The sequence below is a fragment of the Vibrio nereis NBRC 15637 genome (assembly GCF_001591105.1).
GTDB lineage: Bacteria > Pseudomonadota > Gammaproteobacteria > Enterobacterales > Vibrionaceae > Vibrio > Vibrio nereis.
Window position 1 is genome coordinate 106,395 of sequence record NZ_BCUD01000008.1, and the last position, 14,813, is coordinate 121,207.

The following is a 14,813-nucleotide window of genomic DNA, read 5'->3' on the forward strand; positions in this document are numbered from 1 at the left end:
AATTCACTTGAGATAGTAATGCATGTCTCTGCCCAATCCCAGATGATTAAAACAACGATTACTCATATCTAATGGGTATTAGTTTGCAGCAACACTTTACCCACTGGTAGAACACCATGCTTTTCAAGAAGTAATACGGACGTAATAACTTAAAACGCGTCAATTCGTTCATTTATAGGCTTTAATGTATAGGTGGCATCCATAAATTCACTGGAGATACTTATGCTAAGACAGCTCAATCAGCGACTCACACGTGTGGCTGACAACATGGCAGAATTTGAAAGCCAACTCAGTGCGTACTTCATTCAAGGAAACTATTCATGCCAAATAAAAAACCGAGATGTTTACTTAGAATACCAGCATGATTTGACCGTTGATCAAGCGGAAGAACAAGCAAAAACATTGTTGTCGCTACTTGAGATACCAAACCATGGCGATAACGCAGAACCCAAAAACCTGCTGGTGGATATAACAGGCAAAGAAGGTAAAACCTCGCTTCATCTTCACTTATCTTGCCATGATGAGAGGGATCTGTTGGCAACATACATTTGCTCACAGCTTTTACTGTCTTTCCAAGATCTCGAAGAAAAGATGAAGCAGACCGCTTAAACAGTTTTTACGCTATTCTTGCTGCTTCAAATCAATGCCTTCTAAGCTCTGGAATAGCGTGTCCGAGTTGCAGTAAACACTCACTTCGCGCGATTGTGCTGTAGTTTCAATGATCCCAGAGGTTATAGGATGGTCATCTGACACTCGATCAACGGAGAAAAATGCCGTGTATTCCTTATCTCCATCTGGAATTGTGACAGAGTAACTCATCTCTCGCCCCACTCCGTTCCACTGCCAAGTTGACGCTGTTGAACGGTCAACGCTAAGCTCAAACTCAGGTTGAGTTAAGTCATGCCCTAGTTTGTAGACCAACTTTCCGCCGGAGTCTTGAATTTGGACGTGTTTTTGGTCATCCGTCTTGCAGGAAAAAATCACACTGGCGTCACTCGCTGGTGTGAATACGGATGCGGAAAAAAGAATAATAGGAAAGAGATACTTCATCATGATACCAACAGAGCAGCGCATTTGATGTTTGATCACAACACTGGCAATGAATTTGATTCACTCATTGCCAGGCTGTTTGAATCAGCCTTAAACACGTTCGGTTAAGCCGAATTTTTTGAAAAAGTCAGATAAGTCTATGGTCGCCAGATCTTTAAACTCACCAGCATCATAAAAACGTCCTTTACATGTCGGGCAACTTTCAAACCAAATATGCGGTTGTTTAGGGTCTACCAGTCTCAGCAATTGGTTGTTTGGACAAACCGGACAGTTGATACGATCAATGGCGTTGTATGCTTGGCCGATCACTTCATCGCCAGTATCAATAGCGTCAGCAAGCGGCTTCATCACTTCAACTTCATACGCATCAACCCAAAGCCCTTTGCACTCTGTGCATCTTTCTACATCCCCTAGCGGCGTTTGCAACTGTTCAAAATTTGAATTGCATTTAGGACATTTCATAATGTTTCCTTACCTGTAAACTTAAACTCTTAAACTCTTAAACTCTTAAACTCTTAAACTCTTAAACTCTTAAACTCTTAAACTCTTAAACTCTTAAACTCTTAAACTCTTAAACCTAGTTAACGAAATAATTAGTAATAATACAAAACTAAATCTTTATCGTATTTATTACAAAGTAGAATCCAAAAAATAAATTCTCCTTTCATCTCTTTATCAACGAAGTAATATAAGGTGTCACTCAATAAAGCGCCTAAATCTTTGTTTCTACATACAAAAACTGTTGGGAGATCATCAGCAGCTTCCAAACCCTCTATATTAATGTCATAGAGCTTTAATGATTTAAATTGGTATAATATATCGATATTTGCTGGATACCAGTATTCATTTTCAAGCATGTTTCCATATTTTTGAATTAAAGACTCAATAAAATACCAATGAATAAATGGTGAGCTTTTATTGATTATGCTTCCATCTAAAAAGGCTTGTACTATACCGTCTACTGGGACGCCAAACTGCATCATCATGTCATCGATAAACTCTTTCGCACCTTGCATGAGTTCAGATTTTTTCTTTTCATCTTCTACTGCAAAACAGCTTTCAACATTTTGTAAATTAACCATATACGGCATAATTCCGTAACTCATACTCACTCCTCATTTTTTCTCAAATTAATGACTAATGTATTGTTATTTAAAGAGTATTACGCGAGTGGCAGTATAAGAGTTGAGATACAAAAAATATGACTGGAAATAAAGATTGTAGATACAAGTCACTATTAGTTTTTCGAAGGTTGCAGATATTACATAACCTGTTATTGGCCACAATACTGCCGAATGTGTTTAGTCAATTTCTCGAATCTCGGATTCCAATAGTCTGCGATACAATGCTCTGTTCATTTCAACCAACGTAGGATCCGTTCCAGATTGAGCATGTTGTTGAAAGTGGCTAAGCATCTGCTCTCTAAGCGCTTCCAACTGCTTCGTTTCGCTGCTATCACCAGACCAGTTGGTAAACAGTGCGGTGGGAAAGTCACTTAACCAATCCTGCCAAGCCTGTGGGTGTTTGCCAAACCAAGTCAGCATCGATTTGTTATGGAACATTAAAGCTGTCGCGATACTTGGTGCAACTTCAACCCAAATAGCACCATCTTTATATTTCCAAAGAGTACCTAATGTATTAATGACAGGAATCGCGTCTGATGAATTGTCGGATGACAATATCTTCTCGACCTTGGTCTGGTTTTCCATCAACCATTGAAAGTTCATTTCGGTCAAATTGGCTGAATAGCTACAAAGAGGCCAACTCAAAAGTAGGCTCACCAAGGTCAATTTTTTGTACATCACAAACACCTATGCTCGATTTTAGGTTTTATCGGTCGCTGATCGCCACTTTGCTTGCTAACCCTAGCAACAATACGCCAGAGATCCCCTCAAGGGCTCTTGAATAACGTTTTGAGTCCGCTTTATTGAACAGCCAGCTTCCTGCGGCGGCATAAATAACATTGCAGAGTGTCGCTAAGCCACTAAATATCAGACCAAGCATTAATAACTGCATCGACACTGATCCCGACGAGGAATTAATAAACTGAGGTAAAAAGGATAAGAAAAATAACGCAACTTTAGGGTTTAGCACACTAACGATAACACCATGAACAAAGACATTTTGATTCTCCGTGTCGCTTTCATTTACCACAATTTGATTGCCGCCACGCCACATTGAAAGCAGTGCTTGCACACCTAAATACATTAAATAGGCAGCACCTAACCACTTAACGACACTAAATGCCAAAGCAGAATTAAGAATAATGGCCGATAATCCCAAGCATGCAGCTAGCGTATGAGCAAAATAACCAACACCTAGCCCCAAAGCCGCCTTTAAGCCGCTGGTCATTTTACCTTTCATGGTATTTGACACGATGTAAATAACATCTGGCCCTGGTATGAGATTAATCGTTAAGCAAGCAACTACGAATAAGAATAGTGAGTTAGAGTCCATTTGTTTCCCCGTTTTAATTTTTAAAATCGTCCTTAAATACGCTATTTTGTTTTAGCCCATTCAGCTCGGTTTAGCCCATACACCGCGTGATCAACAATACGACCATTTAAGTTCTCTGCGCGAGTGATGATACCTTCTAGGCTGAACCCTAAACGCTCACAGACACTTCGGCTTGGCTGATTGCCTACCGCCGCTGATATTGCAACTTTCTCCATTCCAAGCTCTGTAAATGCGATTTCAATTAGCTTTGCGACCGAGCGAGTCATAATGCCTTTTCTTTGGAATTCACTACTCAGCCAATAACCAATTTCGACCGTTTTCAGGCTGTGATCAATCTTGTTAAAGCTCGTTGTCCCAACAACGTTCCCTTGCCATAAGATGGTACAGGTTAACGACCGACCTTCAGCATAGTCATTCAGTGAACGCTTAATAAAGCTAAGAAAAAACGCCTCGTCATTTGCGTGCGGCGGCCAAGCTAACCACTGGCTAAGATAGTCTCGATCTTTGGTGACTATCTCTAAGTAATATTTGGCATATTTAGGGTGAACTAGCGCTAGCTCTAATTCCTGATCAACATCCAATGTAAACATAATTTTCCTTAAAAAAGACCAGCTAACTGGGGTAAATAAAATAAATTAGAGCGAGTTAACTCACTCCGAAAATATTTTATCAAGCCTTTATTTTCCATTCACTCTAGAGCAAGCTGTGTATGGCTAAACAATAATTCACTAACATTACATGGACTTAGCAGGCCAGGCAACCAAGGATGCATTTATAAACATACCTTGTTGAGGATAACCCTATTTTCTTTCTGTGGTTTAAACAAATAATAAAAATTACACTAGAGCAAATACTACCGATAAGGAAAATCGAAATGATTCAACAAGGTCAAACCCTACCTTCTTCTACTCTCAGCGAACTGACTCCTGATGGCGTTGTGAACCACCAAACCGATGAGGTTTTTGCCAATAAAAAAGTGGTGCTGTTTGCTGTTCCGGGCGCGTTTACCCCGACTTGCTCAGAGTCTCACTTACCTGGTTTTGTCACCCTAGCAGACCAAATTAAAGCAAAAGGCGTCGACTTGATCGCGTGTGTTTCAGTTAACGATGCTTTCGTAATGCAGGCGTGGGGAGAAGCTCAAAATGCCTCAGAGATTCTGATGCTGGGTGATGGTGACGCAAGTTTCACCAAAGCTTTAGGATTAGAGATGGATACAGCCGGGTTTGGCGGTATTCGCTCGCGCAGATACGCGATGGTGATTGAAAATGGCGTGGTCACACAACTCAATGTCGAAGAACCTAAACAGTTTGAAGTCAGCAAAGCAGAAGTCATTCTAGACAGTTTATAATCCTCAATATGCTCTAAAGTCGGGAGGTTTAGCCTCTCGGCTTTCGCCGCTTTCAGCCCAACCCATACGTACAAATCTTACGACGTTAGCTCTTTCCTTTATGAACCGACTGGACGAATAGAATGATTACTACAACAATCATACTAGCCATCAGAAAAGTAAGCCTCAATGCAAAGGCCATGGGCATCTTGGGATGATGGTGAAGAAATTTGGGTAGAAAAGAATTTAGCCTAAGTTTCGTCTGTCAGCAGGTCGAAGAATAACACGCTGTCAGACCAAGTCTAAGCAAGTACAGATGTGTACATTATGTCTGTATAAGGTGAACATTATGAAAGTGACTATCGTTGTATCTGCTGCGCTTCTGATGATATCAGCAAACGTCTCTGCGTCTGATGCTATTACTCAGCTCAGTGTAGCCAGCATTAAGCAGACTTTAAGCCAAGAACAAATCGAGTCGAAGCTGAACTCTTGGTATCAAAATGAACTGATGAACATAGATGCCACAGCAAGTAGCGTGAATGACCGCGTTCCACTCATCGTTCGTAAGCGACAAGCCAGAGAAAGCCTAGAGCAACAATACGCAAACCTTAAGACGAAGTTTGAGCTTTAAGGATTTTGCTCGTAGGGTGCTCATTCGAGCACCTTAAATACCCTAAGCAGACATTATCCAACGCGTTATGCGTGAGCCTTAGCGTGTGCTTTTACGTACTTCTTCACTTTCTTCATCGCCATTTGTTTTTTCAACGGCGAAAGGTAATCAATAAAAAGGTTACCTGACAAGTGATCGATCTCGTGCTGCATTGCAATCGCAAGAAAATCATCACTTTCGATTGTGATTGGATTACCGTCGCGGTCCAGCGCAGAGACGACAACCGATGTATAGCGTTCTACGTCTGCATAATAATCAGGAACAGACAAGCACCCTTCTTGCCCCATCGCTTTATTAGAGCCGCTGACGACTTCTGGGTTGACCAGAATAAGCGGATCATCTCGACCCTCTGATAGATCAATAATAACCACCGCTTCTTTTCGTCCGACCTGAGTAGAAGCCAAGCCAATTCCGTTATCGGTCGCATAAAGCGTATCGAGCATGTCGTCGATTAATGTTTGAACGGAAGCTACATCCTGTACTTTTTCAGCTTGAATTTTAAGCCTTGGATCAGGTGCGGTGAGAATATCTAAAACTGCCATAATTACCTTTTAATTTCGTAACTGCTTAACTTTACTGGGCTTACTAGTAAAAGCGGAGGCCCTACTACATATAAATAAAGCCCAAGGAAACTTAGGCTTTATATCATCACGGTTACATACAACCAATAATAACGACTTAAACGTAGTACGCTTCAACCGTACCTTTTAGCGTGATAAGGATTGGTTGGCCACGGCGATCCAACGCTTTAGGAGAAGGGATTTTAACCCAACCTTCACTGATGCAGTACTCTTCAACGTCTTTGCGTTCTTTACCATTTAAGCGAATACCGATCTGATGCTCAAAGCACTCCGCGACGAAATGTGGGCTACGTGGGTTACCTGCAAGACGGTCTGGCAGTGCTGGTTTTGAAGTCGTGTCGTTCATATTGTTGACCTAGTGTCAGTAAAAAGTGCGCCATTTTAGACAAAGCCATCGATTCACTCAAGAGATCACATGCCTTATCTATTCGGTTTACGAAGAAGGGCCACATCCAAGATGTGGCCCTTGTAGGCTGCTATTGTTCTTAACGCTCAATTAAGCAGTATCGTAATTCGCTGTTATTATTACTTAGCATCTGACTTACTATCATAGCGATTCATCCACTCTTGCAAGATAGAGTCACGGTTTGCGGCGACCCATTTGAAATCATTTTTAATCATCATAGACTCAGGCTGCTCTGGGTAATGCTCTATTGGCTTTGCCACGCCCGGCAGTGCGACGACTGCGTACGATTGATTGTAGAGCTTGTTTGCTTCTTTACTCACCGCAAAGTCCATGAGTTTCTTGGCAGCTTCTAACTGTTCCGTCCCTTTAACGATGGCTGCAGCTTCCATATCCCAACCAATCCCTTCACTTGGGAATACTAAGTCAATCGGTGCTTTTTGTTTCTTCAGTTTGGCCCCACGAAAAGCAAATGAAACCCCCATTGTGGCTTCACCTGTCGCCGCCAAATGGCATGGCTGAGAGCCCGAGTGCGTATAACGAGCGATATTTTGATGAAGTTTATCCATGTAGCGCCAACCATCCTCTTCACCAAATAGTTGCAACCAAGCTGAAACGTCTAGGAAACCCGTGCCCGAAGAACTTGGGTTTGGCATCACAATGTGGCCTTTGTACTCGGGCTTGGTAAGATCTGCCCAGGATTGCGGCATTTCTAGGTTATTCTTCTCTAACTCGATCGTGTTAACACAAATACCGGCAATCCAAGCATCCATGCCCACCCATGTTGGCTGATCACGCATATCACGGAAGCTTTCATAGAGTGAGTCACTGCCTTCTGGCTTATACGCTTGCAGCATGTCTAAGTTGTCAAACACCATCATACTGGTGGCGGAAAGCCCCCAGACGACATCCGCTTGAGGGTTATCTTTTTCTGCCAGAATTTTTGCTGTCATAATGCCCGTAGAGTCTCGTACCCACTTGATGTCAATATCTGGGTATTGCGATTCAAATGCTTTCTTGTAGTGACGAAGTTGGTCAGATTCCAGCGCAGTGTACACGGTCAATTCCGTTGCAGCATTTGCCAGTGGTGCCGCTAGAGCAAATACCAACGCCCCAATTCGCATTTTGTTGTTCATTTTCTTTCCTTGAGAATTATCTGTCTGAGGAGGATCTGTATCGATTTCGAATTACTTTACTGAGTAAATATTGTCTAAATGAGTACGACGCTTTAGAAATAATTAGGAAACAAGGTGGTTTTCCTAATCATTGTGATTCGTGGCTGAGTAATCGACCGATTGACCATCATGCGCCAACGCCAACGAATCCGTAAAATAGCCAGCGGCATCCATTGCCCAACTTTCAAAGGCATGACTGATATGCAGTAAACGTAAATGTTTAGGCTTGCATCGCCGCTGAATGTCTTCGATTTGTTCAAATGTACTGTGGTTTCTTGTGGGTATATCGCCCCTTACATCAAGAGGTGTGTAGCCGCAATCGATAAACATCCATTCAACGGGATGGCTCTGAAACCATTGAATAACAGCATCACTGAGGCCATAGGTATCCGTTAAATAAGCGATACGTTTACCGCACCATTCGAACACGTAACCTAAGCACGCTCTAGAGTGAGTAAGAGGAATAGTCGTTATTGCAATGCCGTGCCATTCAAACGTTTGAAAAGCTCCCAAAGGCGGCTGAAACTTTAAAATTCCGGGGTATTTATAGAGGTTATCGCAACCATGCTCATCGTAAGGCCCATAGACGGGAATTGACGATCCTACTCCAGCACTCAGATCAAACAGGCTCTGTACATGATCGATGTGGTAATGAGTCAAGAGAATGCGGTCAATCGTTCCGGAAGGAAAACGCTGTAAAAGGTCGGGCAGGTTTGCATCTATCAGCAAGGTTTTTCCTTGATGCTCAAGCATGGCTGAGGTTTTATTGCGACGATATTGAGGGTCTGCGATAGCGCGGCGGCACGCTTTGCAGTCGCACCCATAGACAGGCAACATCGCGCCATTGCCTGTCCCTAATAAGGTTAGTTTCATTCTGTCACTAAAATCCTTTGCAAAAATTGTTCAACGGTTGCAGCAAGGCTACCGCTGTTATCCAGTACAACGGCGTTGCGCGGCAAACCAATTGACCGAAACTCCTGCGCTCTTTTCAGCCGCTGCTTAATATCGACGTCACTTTCTCGTCCACGGAGTTTTAAGCGCTGTTCTAGCACTTGATTGTCAACATCAACGACAACAGGCACTAACTGTTCTCCGTAACGCGCAAGAGCATGGTCCAAATAACCACGCGAGCCGTTCACAACGACATCAACCCCTTGATCTAACCATGAGTCCAACTCACAGCCGATAGCATAACAATGGCTGTTGGCTTGCCAGCTCATGGCGAATAAATGCAATGACTGACGCAAATCAAATTCGGACTGACTCAGCTCGATGTAGTTCTCGCCCCCAGCATCAGCACAACGCGTAATATAGCGATGGGCAAACACCAAATTACGCGTTCCTTCCTGCTTGAGTTTGCTAATCACACTGTCTTTACCGGCCCCTGAGGGGCCGATAACGTAAAACAATTTCGCCATTTGTTTCACCTAGAAAACCAACTGACCATGTTTATAAACCTGTTTCACGATAGGGAAATCACGGTCTACTTCAATTCGCACCAAATCTGCTATTCGGCCTGCTTCGATAAGACCTCGGTCCCTCATGCCAAGCGCGTCAGCAGGGTTCGTCGTAACTAAAGAAATGGCTTTGGGTAAGTCGTAATCATTGTCCAAACCTGCGATCATGAACGCGGCTTGGAGTAAACTTGCCGGATAATAATCGGACGACAAAATATCCAGAACGCCAAGTTCCGCCAATTTATAGGCTGCAATGTTGCCCGAGTGCGAACCACCGCGAACAACGTTTGGCGCGCCCATTAATACTTTTAAGCCATGCTCGTGCGATGCTTTAGCGGCTGTCAATGTAGTTGGGAATTCGGCCACAACCATGCCATCGCGTTTCGATTCCATCACATGTTCTTCTAAACCGTCATCGTGCGATGCCAAAGGAACCCCTGCCGCTCGGCATTTCTCAACAATGGCGCGTCGATTGACTGCTGAATACAATCGCGCTTGTTCGGTTTGCTCGGCCTCAAACTCTTCCATTTTATTGTCATCCCAACCGTATTTTTGTTGGTAGTAAGAACGGTACTGCTCAAGAGTCGGAAACTGACGTTGACCGGGTGAGTGATCCATAATCGACACCAGCTTGACCACTTCTGGCTCGAACAGCTCTTCAAACAAGCCAACGGTTGATTCATTCGGCACTTCGCAGCGCAAATGCAACATGTGATCCACTCGACAACGAAAATCTTTCGCGTTTTTTACTGCCTCTACCATACGGGATAAGTTTGCTAAGCGAGTTCCTCCGTCGTTAACGTAACCGACCGTCACCGCATCAAGCACTGTTGTGATACCACTTGACGCACAAATGGCATCGAACGCGGTTAGCGCCGAGCGCTCTGGCCACGCCGCATTGGGGCGAGGTGAAAAATACTTTTCCATGTGGTCGGTGTGCAATTCCACCAAGCCCGGAATGATGTAATCGCCTTGGCAGTCAATCGCCTCTGGTGATGTATCTAACCTATTTTTAATATTGATGATCTTGCCGTCTTCAACGTATAAGGTACCGTTAACCACTTCATTGCTCAGTACCAGCTTGGCATTAGTTAGAATCATTTTTAGACTTCCTTTGAATTCATAGTATGCAGGCGATCAGCCACCGCCTCTCGGGCGTACGAGTCATGGAAAATACCCACGATAGCGGCGCCTTTGTTTTTAGCTTGTTGAATAAGGTCAATGACCACTTCACTGTTTGTTTTGTCCAACGAAGCTGTTGGCTCATCCAGCAATAAAATCGGGTAATCCATAATGAAACCGCGTGCAATATTTACTCGCTGTTGCTCACCGCCAGAAAAGGTCGCGGGCGCAAGTTGCCACAGGTGCTCTGGCACATTTAAACGCGTTAATAAATGGGCGGCTTTTTGGTAACACTCTTCGTAGCTAACGCCTTTACTGAGTAGTGGCTCCATCACCACATCAATGGCTGATACCCTTGGAATAACTGATAAAAATTGGCTCACATAACCTAATGTCTGTTGTCTTAGCTGCACAACTTGACGCGGTGTCGCCTTAACCAAATCAATACGTTCATTGTCTTGTTCGCCGTATCGAATACAGATAGATCCTGAGTCGACTTTGTAATTGCCATACAGTGAACGTAAAAACGTACTTTTCCCCGAACCAGAGTGGCCATGCAAAATGACACATTCACCCGCATTGACCGAGAGATCGGCACGATGCAAAACCGGCAACTCAACGCCATTTTGGTTATGCAGAACAAACGTTTTAGACACGTTCTTAGCTGAAATCATTTCCATGCTTGAATTACCTTACGATCGAAGAAACAAGAAGCTGTGTATACGCGTGTTGTGGGTCATCCAAAATTTGGTCGGTTAACCCCTGCTCGACAACTTGGCTATGACGCATGACCAGCAGTCTGTCTGCCAATAATCGGGCGACGCCCAAATCGTGCGTGACGAAAATAACCGCGACTTTCAACTCGATCACCAAGCGACGCAGTAAGTCTAAAAATTTCGCTTGGACTGACACATCCAGCCCACCCGTTGGCTCATCCATAAACACTAAACGAGGTTTTGTGACTAAGTTCTTCGCTATTTGCAGGCGTTGCTGCATGCCACCAGAGAACTGAGAAGGCTTGTCATCCACTCGATCAGCCGCTAGCTCAACCGATGCCATCCATTCGATGCTTTCTTCACGAATATCACCGTAGTGACGCTCACCAATCGCCATTAATCGCTCACCAATGTTGCCACCAGCGGAAATATTCATGCGCAAGCCATCGCTCGGGTGTTGATGTACCACACCCCACTCCGTGCGCAGCAGTTTACGTTGGTCACTAATTGGCATTTCAAACAGGGAATGTAGGTTCGCTTCTCTGTCGATATATAAGACCTCACCGTTATCGGACGCTAATTGACCAGAAAGCAGCTTGAGCAAGGTTGATTTTCCAGAGCCAGACTCACCAACAATGCCGAGCACTTCTCCGGCATAAAGTTCAAAGCTCACCTTTTGGCAACCTTTGTTTTCTGCGTACAATTTTGAGACATCCTTGACTTCAAGAATGGGTTTTTCATCGAGATGCAGCATGGTTATTCCACTCCTGACTGTTGTTTCTGAAATGCCACAAAATCGACACTCTCTTTGCCCTGTTTCTCAAGGTTTAAGCGACAGTAATCCGTATCTGAACAGATAAAGGTACGGTTACCCTCTTCGTCTATCACCACTTCATCTAAGAAGCTGTCTTGACAACCACAAATCGCACAGGACTCATCCCACTGCTGAATTTCAAATGGATGATCGTCAAAGTCCAAACTTTCCACCTTGGTGTAGGGTGGGATGGCATGGATGCGTTTTTCGCGGCCTGCACCAAACAACTGCAATGCGGGGTTCATGTGCATTTTCGGGTTATCGAACTTTGGAATGGGTGACGGATTAGTCAAATAACGGTCGTTCACGATCACTGGGTAATCGTAGCTCGTCGCGATTTGGCCAAAACGGGCGATGTCTTCATACAACTTCACTCGCATCACGCCGTACTCTTCGAGCGCGTGCATGGTTTTGGTTTCCACTTCGCTGGGTTCGATAAAACGCATTGGCTCTGGAATTGGCACCTGATACACCAGAATCTGATCTTCGGTTAGCGGCGTTTCCGGAATGCGGTGGCGAGTCTGAATAATGGTCGCGTCTGCGGTCACTTCCGTTGTTTTTGCGTCGGCCACTTTACAGAAAAACTGACGAATACTGACCGCGTTTGTGGTGTCATCCGCCCCTTGGTCAATGACTTTTAACGTGTCTTCTGGGCTAATTAACGTCGCGGTAAGCTGTATGCCACCCGTTCCCCAACCGTAAGGCATGGGCATTTCACGCCCACCGAATGGCACTTGATAACCAGGAATCGCAATCGCTTTTAAAATGGTGCGGCGAATCATGCGTTTAGTTGACTCGTCCAAATAGCCGTAGTTATACGTTCCGCTCATGATTGGTGTTCCTTATTAAGCGCTTGCTTTGCGTACATTTGACGCAACATGTGTAGCTCAGACTGAAAATCGACGTAGTGAGGCAACCTGAAATGGGAGACAAAGCCGACTGCATCAATGATATCGCTGTGATAAAGAATGAACTCTTCGTTTTGAGCGGGTGAAGACACCTCTTCACCGTAATCTTTTGCTTGCAGTGCGCGGTCTACCAAGGCAACGGCCAACGCTTTCGTTTCTGCCCGGCCAAATGTCAGTCCGTAGCCACGGGTGAACTTAGGTTCCTTTTGAGAAGGTGAATAACCGTTGATCATCTGACATTCGGTTAACTGCACTTCCCCTATACACACTTCAAAGCCAAGCTCTTCTGGCACAAAGCTGATCTCACAGCGACCTGTGCGCATTTCACCGCAAAATGGGTGTGAGTCACCGTAGCCACGAATCACGGAATAGGAAATACCGATTAAAAACCCTTCATCTCCTCGAATTAAGTTTTGCAAACGCGTACTGCGCGATGCTGGAAACTCCAGTGGAGACTCGGTTAAGTCAAACGGCTCCGCACCGGAATCCACTTCTTCAACCAGTAAGCCAGCCTTGGCTATCCAGTCAAATGCGTTTGCACATTGCAGCGAATCTGGAGTTGATGGGTCGGCCTCTGCCTCTTCACTTTGCTGTTGGATTTTTTCTGCGTGTTCGGGGCAACCCGCTAATAGCGAAAAATCAAGCAAGCGGTGCGTATAGTCGTACGTAGGACCAAGGATCTGACCGCCCGGTAGATCTTTAAATGTCGCAGAGACACGGCGCTCGATTTGCATCTGTTCGGTATCTACCGCCAATGCAGAACCAAAGCGAGGTAACGTGGTGCGAAATGCACGCAGCAGGAAGATGGCTTCGATCATATCGCCACTGGCTTGCTTTAACGCCAGTGCGGCTAATTCACGATCGTAAATGCCCCCTTCATTCATAATGCGGTCAACCGCCAAAGGCATTTGCTGTTGAATTTGTTCAACTGTCAGTTCCGCTACCGAACTGTCGCCACGACGTTTTGTTGCCAGTAGTTTGTGTGAGGCGTTAATGGCATTTTCACCGCCTTTTACTGCTACATACATGAGGTAGCCTCCTCAATTTTTGCTACGTGAGTCGTGCGTGGAATTGCCATGACTTTGTCGTCCGTCATAAAGAACATATCTAGACCGGTTGGAAATGCGTGCAGGCGGTGCGTCAAGTAATCAATAAAGCTGGCGTGTAATCCCTCAATCGAAATCACGTGCTCAGTTTTGATACCTGGGCCAGACAACGCCAGCTTTGTCGATAATGCTTCGACATTGCCAGCGGCTAACTCATCCACTTCGATAAGCAGCGTGGTACTTTGGTGAGGATCATGGTCAGTACCGGCATTGAAGTGATCGAAATCGAGTGCCTGATTACCATTCACAAGTGCAAAGTCCGCCTTTTCCGTCGCAACATCACATGAACAGTTGCAATGGAAAATGACATTTTTCGTCACGGATTCAATTCGATACTCATCGCTTAAGTACAACGATGACTTAGCATCGAGCATGGTCAGCAAAACACTGAAGCTCGCTTTATATATTCCTTCTGGGCCGATTAATTTAGGTAACGCGACAATTTTTCCGGGGCGCGCAATCGCATCTGAGAGTTGACGAAAGTTACTTAAGCTATCTAAAACAGGGTTTTCAAAACCGGAAATTAATGTGCTGGCTGACATTATTCATCCTCCCCACGAACCAAAGTAAAGAAGTCCACCTTAGTTTTGAGTGTTTCGCGGGTTGCCGCGCGTTGGCGATCCAAACGAGCCTGATTAAGTGGAGTCAGAATCAACTCATTGATGGTTGGCGCTAAGTCACTTTGCATTAGTGCATCTATCGCAGCGCTAATTTCAGCATGTTGCTTATTACGGCCTTGGATGTACGAGAAGCCATTTAAACCATTGTCCAAAACAACAGAAGCGCGTGTAATCGTCATATCACCCATATTGAACTTATCGCCCGTATTACCTAATCGCCCACGTACTTGAACTAACCCGCTTTCGGTGGCTCTTAGGTGCTTATAAGTGGGTTTGTTTGAAAAAGCGTCCCATAGTTTCAAGAGTTGTTCAGGCGGTGCGAGTGAAAGCTCTTTCATCCACGCCTTACGCTCAGCCTGACTTATGTTCTGACGGATTTGCATCATTGCGTTCCTAGTCGTTTATCT

21 protein-coding genes are annotated in these 14,813 nt (G+C 44.6%); 3 read left to right on the forward strand and 18 right to left on the reverse strand.

What is annotated here, in order from left to right:
- Positions 1-222: 222 nt before the first annotated feature.
- Positions 223-609, forward strand: coding sequence for a hypothetical protein (locus tag VNE01S_RS10655; protein ID WP_053393868.1), 387 nt, complete (start codon positions 223-225; stop codon positions 607-609).
- A 12-nt stretch (positions 610-621) separates the two neighbouring features.
- Here the strand turns inward: VNE01S_RS10655 and VNE01S_RS10660 are convergent, their stop codons facing one another.
- From VNE01S_RS10660 to VNE01S_RS10685, 6 genes are all read right to left on the reverse strand, one after another.
- Positions 622-1,053 (reverse strand): hypothetical protein, encoded by a 432-nt coding sequence (locus VNE01S_RS10660; protein WP_156309742.1) that lies wholly within the window; start codon positions 1,051-1,053, stop codon positions 622-624.
- A gap of 87 nt (positions 1,054-1,140) precedes the next feature.
- Positions 1,141-1,512 carry a TFIIB-type zinc ribbon-containing protein gene (locus tag VNE01S_RS10665; RefSeq protein ID WP_053393866.1) on the reverse strand — a complete coding sequence of 124 codons (372 nt, stop codon included), beginning with the start codon at positions 1,510-1,512 and terminating at the stop codon, positions 1,141-1,143.
- A 131-nt stretch (positions 1,513-1,643) separates the two neighbouring features.
- The gene (locus tag VNE01S_RS10670) at positions 1,644-2,156 is read right to left on the reverse strand and encodes a DUF7691 family protein (RefSeq protein ID WP_053393865.1); all 513 of its coding nucleotides are present in this window, start codon (positions 2,154-2,156) and stop codon (positions 1,644-1,646) included.
- 195 nt (positions 2,157-2,351) lie between these two features.
- On the reverse strand, positions 2,352-2,852 hold the full coding sequence (locus tag VNE01S_RS10675; protein WP_053393864.1) for a hypothetical protein: 501 nt from the start codon (positions 2,850-2,852) through the stop codon (positions 2,352-2,354).
- Between the two features lie 28 nt (positions 2,853-2,880).
- A complete protein-coding gene (locus tag VNE01S_RS10680) occupies positions 2,881-3,507 on the reverse strand; it encodes a LysE family translocator (protein WP_053393863.1) in 627 nt (208 codons plus the stop codon).
- Between the two features lie 41 nt (positions 3,508-3,548).
- A complete protein-coding gene (locus VNE01S_RS10685) occupies positions 3,549-4,097 on the reverse strand; it encodes a GNAT family N-acetyltransferase (RefSeq protein WP_053393862.1) in 549 nt (182 codons plus the stop codon).
- 284 nt (positions 4,098-4,381) lie between these two features.
- Between VNE01S_RS10685 and VNE01S_RS10690 the strand changes: the two genes are divergently transcribed.
- Both VNE01S_RS10690 and VNE01S_RS10695 read left to right on the forward strand, forming a co-directional pair.
- Positions 4,382-4,855, forward strand: coding sequence for a peroxiredoxin (locus VNE01S_RS10690; RefSeq protein ID WP_053393861.1), 474 nt, complete (start codon positions 4,382-4,384; stop codon positions 4,853-4,855).
- A gap of 328 nt (positions 4,856-5,183) precedes the next feature.
- Complete coding sequence (locus tag VNE01S_RS10695; protein ID WP_053393860.1) at positions 5,184-5,465, forward strand: hypothetical protein; 282 nt, start codon at positions 5,184-5,186, stop codon at positions 5,463-5,465.
- A 65-nt stretch (positions 5,466-5,530) separates the two neighbouring features.
- Here the strand turns inward: VNE01S_RS10695 and def are convergent, their stop codons facing one another.
- The 12 genes from def to phnG all read right to left on the reverse strand — a co-directional run bounded on the left by def (position 5,531) and on the right by phnG (position 14,792).
- Positions 5,531-6,046: a peptide deformylase gene (def, locus tag VNE01S_RS10700; RefSeq protein ID WP_053393859.1), complete on the reverse strand. Its 516-nt coding sequence runs from the start codon at positions 6,044-6,046 to the stop codon at positions 5,531-5,533.
- A gap of 136 nt (positions 6,047-6,182) precedes the next feature.
- Positions 6,183-6,431, reverse strand: coding sequence for a DUF3297 family protein (locus VNE01S_RS10705; RefSeq protein WP_053393858.1), 249 nt, complete (start codon positions 6,429-6,431; stop codon positions 6,183-6,185).
- A gap of 179 nt (positions 6,432-6,610) precedes the next feature.
- Positions 6,611-7,624 carry a putative 2-aminoethylphosphonate ABC transporter substrate-binding protein gene (locus VNE01S_RS10710; protein ID WP_053393857.1) on the reverse strand — a complete coding sequence of 338 codons (1,014 nt, stop codon included), beginning with the start codon at positions 7,622-7,624 and terminating at the stop codon, positions 6,611-6,613.
- 123 nt (positions 7,625-7,747) lie between these two features.
- Positions 7,748-8,536, reverse strand: coding sequence for a phosphonate metabolism protein PhnP (gene phnP, locus VNE01S_RS10715; RefSeq protein ID WP_053393856.1), 789 nt, complete (start codon positions 8,534-8,536; stop codon positions 7,748-7,750).
- Positions 8,533-9,081 (reverse strand): ribose 1,5-bisphosphokinase, encoded by a 549-nt coding sequence (gene phnN, locus VNE01S_RS10720; protein ID WP_053393855.1) that lies wholly within the window; start codon positions 9,079-9,081, stop codon positions 8,533-8,535. Before phnN ends, phnP begins: the two co-directional genes overlap by 4 nt.
- A gap of 9 nt (positions 9,082-9,090) precedes the next feature.
- Positions 9,091-10,221, reverse strand: coding sequence for an alpha-D-ribose 1-methylphosphonate 5-triphosphate diphosphatase (phnM, locus tag VNE01S_RS10725; RefSeq protein WP_053393854.1), 1,131 nt, complete (start codon positions 10,219-10,221; stop codon positions 9,091-9,093).
- Positions 10,222-10,223: 2 nt separating this feature from the next.
- Positions 10,224-10,916, reverse strand: coding sequence for a phosphonate C-P lyase system protein PhnL (gene phnL / locus VNE01S_RS10730; RefSeq protein WP_053394078.1), 693 nt, complete (start codon positions 10,914-10,916; stop codon positions 10,224-10,226).
- 13 nt (positions 10,917-10,929) lie between these two features.
- A complete protein-coding gene (gene phnK / locus VNE01S_RS10735; protein WP_053393853.1) occupies positions 10,930-11,712 on the reverse strand; it encodes a phosphonate C-P lyase system protein PhnK in 783 nt (260 codons plus the stop codon).
- 2 nt (positions 11,713-11,714) lie between these two features.
- Positions 11,715-12,602 carry an alpha-D-ribose 1-methylphosphonate 5-phosphate C-P-lyase PhnJ gene (locus tag VNE01S_RS10740; RefSeq protein WP_053393852.1) on the reverse strand — a complete coding sequence of 296 codons (888 nt, stop codon included), beginning with the start codon at positions 12,600-12,602 and terminating at the stop codon, positions 11,715-11,717.
- Positions 12,599-13,708, reverse strand: a complete 1,110-nt coding sequence (locus tag VNE01S_RS10745; RefSeq protein WP_053393851.1) for a carbon-phosphorus lyase complex subunit — start codon at positions 13,706-13,708, stop codon at positions 12,599-12,601. Before VNE01S_RS10745 ends, VNE01S_RS10740 begins: the two co-directional genes overlap by 4 nt.
- Positions 13,699-14,328: a phosphonate C-P lyase system protein PhnH gene (gene phnH / locus VNE01S_RS10750; protein ID WP_053393850.1), complete on the reverse strand. Its 630-nt coding sequence runs from the start codon at positions 14,326-14,328 to the stop codon at positions 13,699-13,701. Before phnH ends, VNE01S_RS10745 begins: the two co-directional genes overlap by 10 nt.
- Positions 14,328-14,792 carry a phosphonate C-P lyase system protein PhnG gene (gene phnG, locus VNE01S_RS10755; protein ID WP_211263087.1) on the reverse strand — a complete coding sequence of 155 codons (465 nt, stop codon included), beginning with the start codon at positions 14,790-14,792 and terminating at the stop codon, positions 14,328-14,330. The genes phnH and phnG overlap by 1 nt, the downstream gene beginning before the upstream one ends.
- Positions 14,793-14,813: the final 21 nt, after the last annotated feature.

Bases quoted from the DNA above. Each gene is read 5' to 3' on its own strand.
- VNE01S_RS10655 (WP_053393868.1), top strand. From the start codon at position 223: ATGCTAAGACAGCTCAATCAGCGACTCACACGTGTGGCTGACAACATG.
- VNE01S_RS10660 (WP_156309742.1), bottom strand. From the start codon at position 1,053: ATGATGAAGTATCTCTTTCCTATTATTCTTTTTTCCGCATCCGTATTC.
- VNE01S_RS10665 (WP_053393866.1), bottom strand. From the start codon at position 1,512: ATGAAATGTCCTAAATGCAATTCAAATTTTGAACAGTTGCAAACGCCG.
- VNE01S_RS10670 (WP_053393865.1), bottom strand. From the start codon at position 2,156: ATGAGTTACGGAATTATGCCGTATATGGTTAATTTACAAAATGTTGAA.
- VNE01S_RS10675 (WP_053393864.1), bottom strand. From the start codon at position 2,852: ATGTACAAAAAATTGACCTTGGTGAGCCTACTTTTGAGTTGGCCTCTT.
- VNE01S_RS10680 (WP_053393863.1), bottom strand. From the start codon at position 3,507: ATGGACTCTAACTCACTATTCTTATTCGTAGTTGCTTGCTTAACGATT.
- VNE01S_RS10685 (WP_053393862.1), bottom strand. From the start codon at position 4,097: ATGTTTACATTGGATGTTGATCAGGAATTAGAGCTAGCGCTAGTTCAC.
- VNE01S_RS10690 (WP_053393861.1), top strand. From the start codon at position 4,382: ATGATTCAACAAGGTCAAACCCTACCTTCTTCTACTCTCAGCGAACTG.
- VNE01S_RS10695 (WP_053393860.1), top strand. From the start codon at position 5,184: ATGAAAGTGACTATCGTTGTATCTGCTGCGCTTCTGATGATATCAGCA.
- def (WP_053393859.1), bottom strand. From the start codon at position 6,046: ATGGCAGTTTTAGATATTCTCACCGCACCTGATCCAAGGCTTAAAATT.
- VNE01S_RS10705 (WP_053393858.1), bottom strand. From the start codon at position 6,431: ATGAACGACACGACTTCAAAACCAGCACTGCCAGACCGTCTTGCAGGT.
- VNE01S_RS10710 (WP_053393857.1), bottom strand. From the start codon at position 7,624: ATGAACAACAAAATGCGAATTGGGGCGTTGGTATTTGCTCTAGCGGCA.
- phnP (WP_053393856.1), bottom strand. From the start codon at position 8,536: ATGAAACTAACCTTATTAGGGACAGGCAATGGCGCGATGTTGCCTGTC.
- phnN (WP_053393855.1), bottom strand. From the start codon at position 9,081: ATGGCGAAATTGTTTTACGTTATCGGCCCCTCAGGGGCCGGTAAAGAC.
- phnM (WP_053393854.1), bottom strand. From the start codon at position 10,221: ATGATTCTAACTAATGCCAAGCTGGTACTGAGCAATGAAGTGGTTAAC.
- phnL (WP_053394078.1), bottom strand. From the start codon at position 10,916: ATGATTTCAGCTAAGAACGTGTCTAAAACGTTTGTTCTGCATAACCAA.
- phnK (WP_053393853.1), bottom strand. From the start codon at position 11,712: ATGCTGCATCTCGATGAAAAACCCATTCTTGAAGTCAAGGATGTCTCA.
- VNE01S_RS10740 (WP_053393852.1), bottom strand. From the start codon at position 12,602: ATGAGCGGAACGTATAACTACGGCTATTTGGACGAGTCAACTAAACGC.
- VNE01S_RS10745 (WP_053393851.1), bottom strand. From the start codon at position 13,708: ATGTATGTAGCAGTAAAAGGCGGTGAAAATGCCATTAACGCCTCACAC.
- phnH (WP_053393850.1), bottom strand. From the start codon at position 14,328: ATGTCAGCCAGCACATTAATTTCCGGTTTTGAAAACCCTGTTTTAGAT.
- phnG (WP_211263087.1), bottom strand. From the start codon at position 14,792: ATGATGCAAATCCGTCAGAACATAAGTCAGGCTGAGCGTAAGGCGTGG.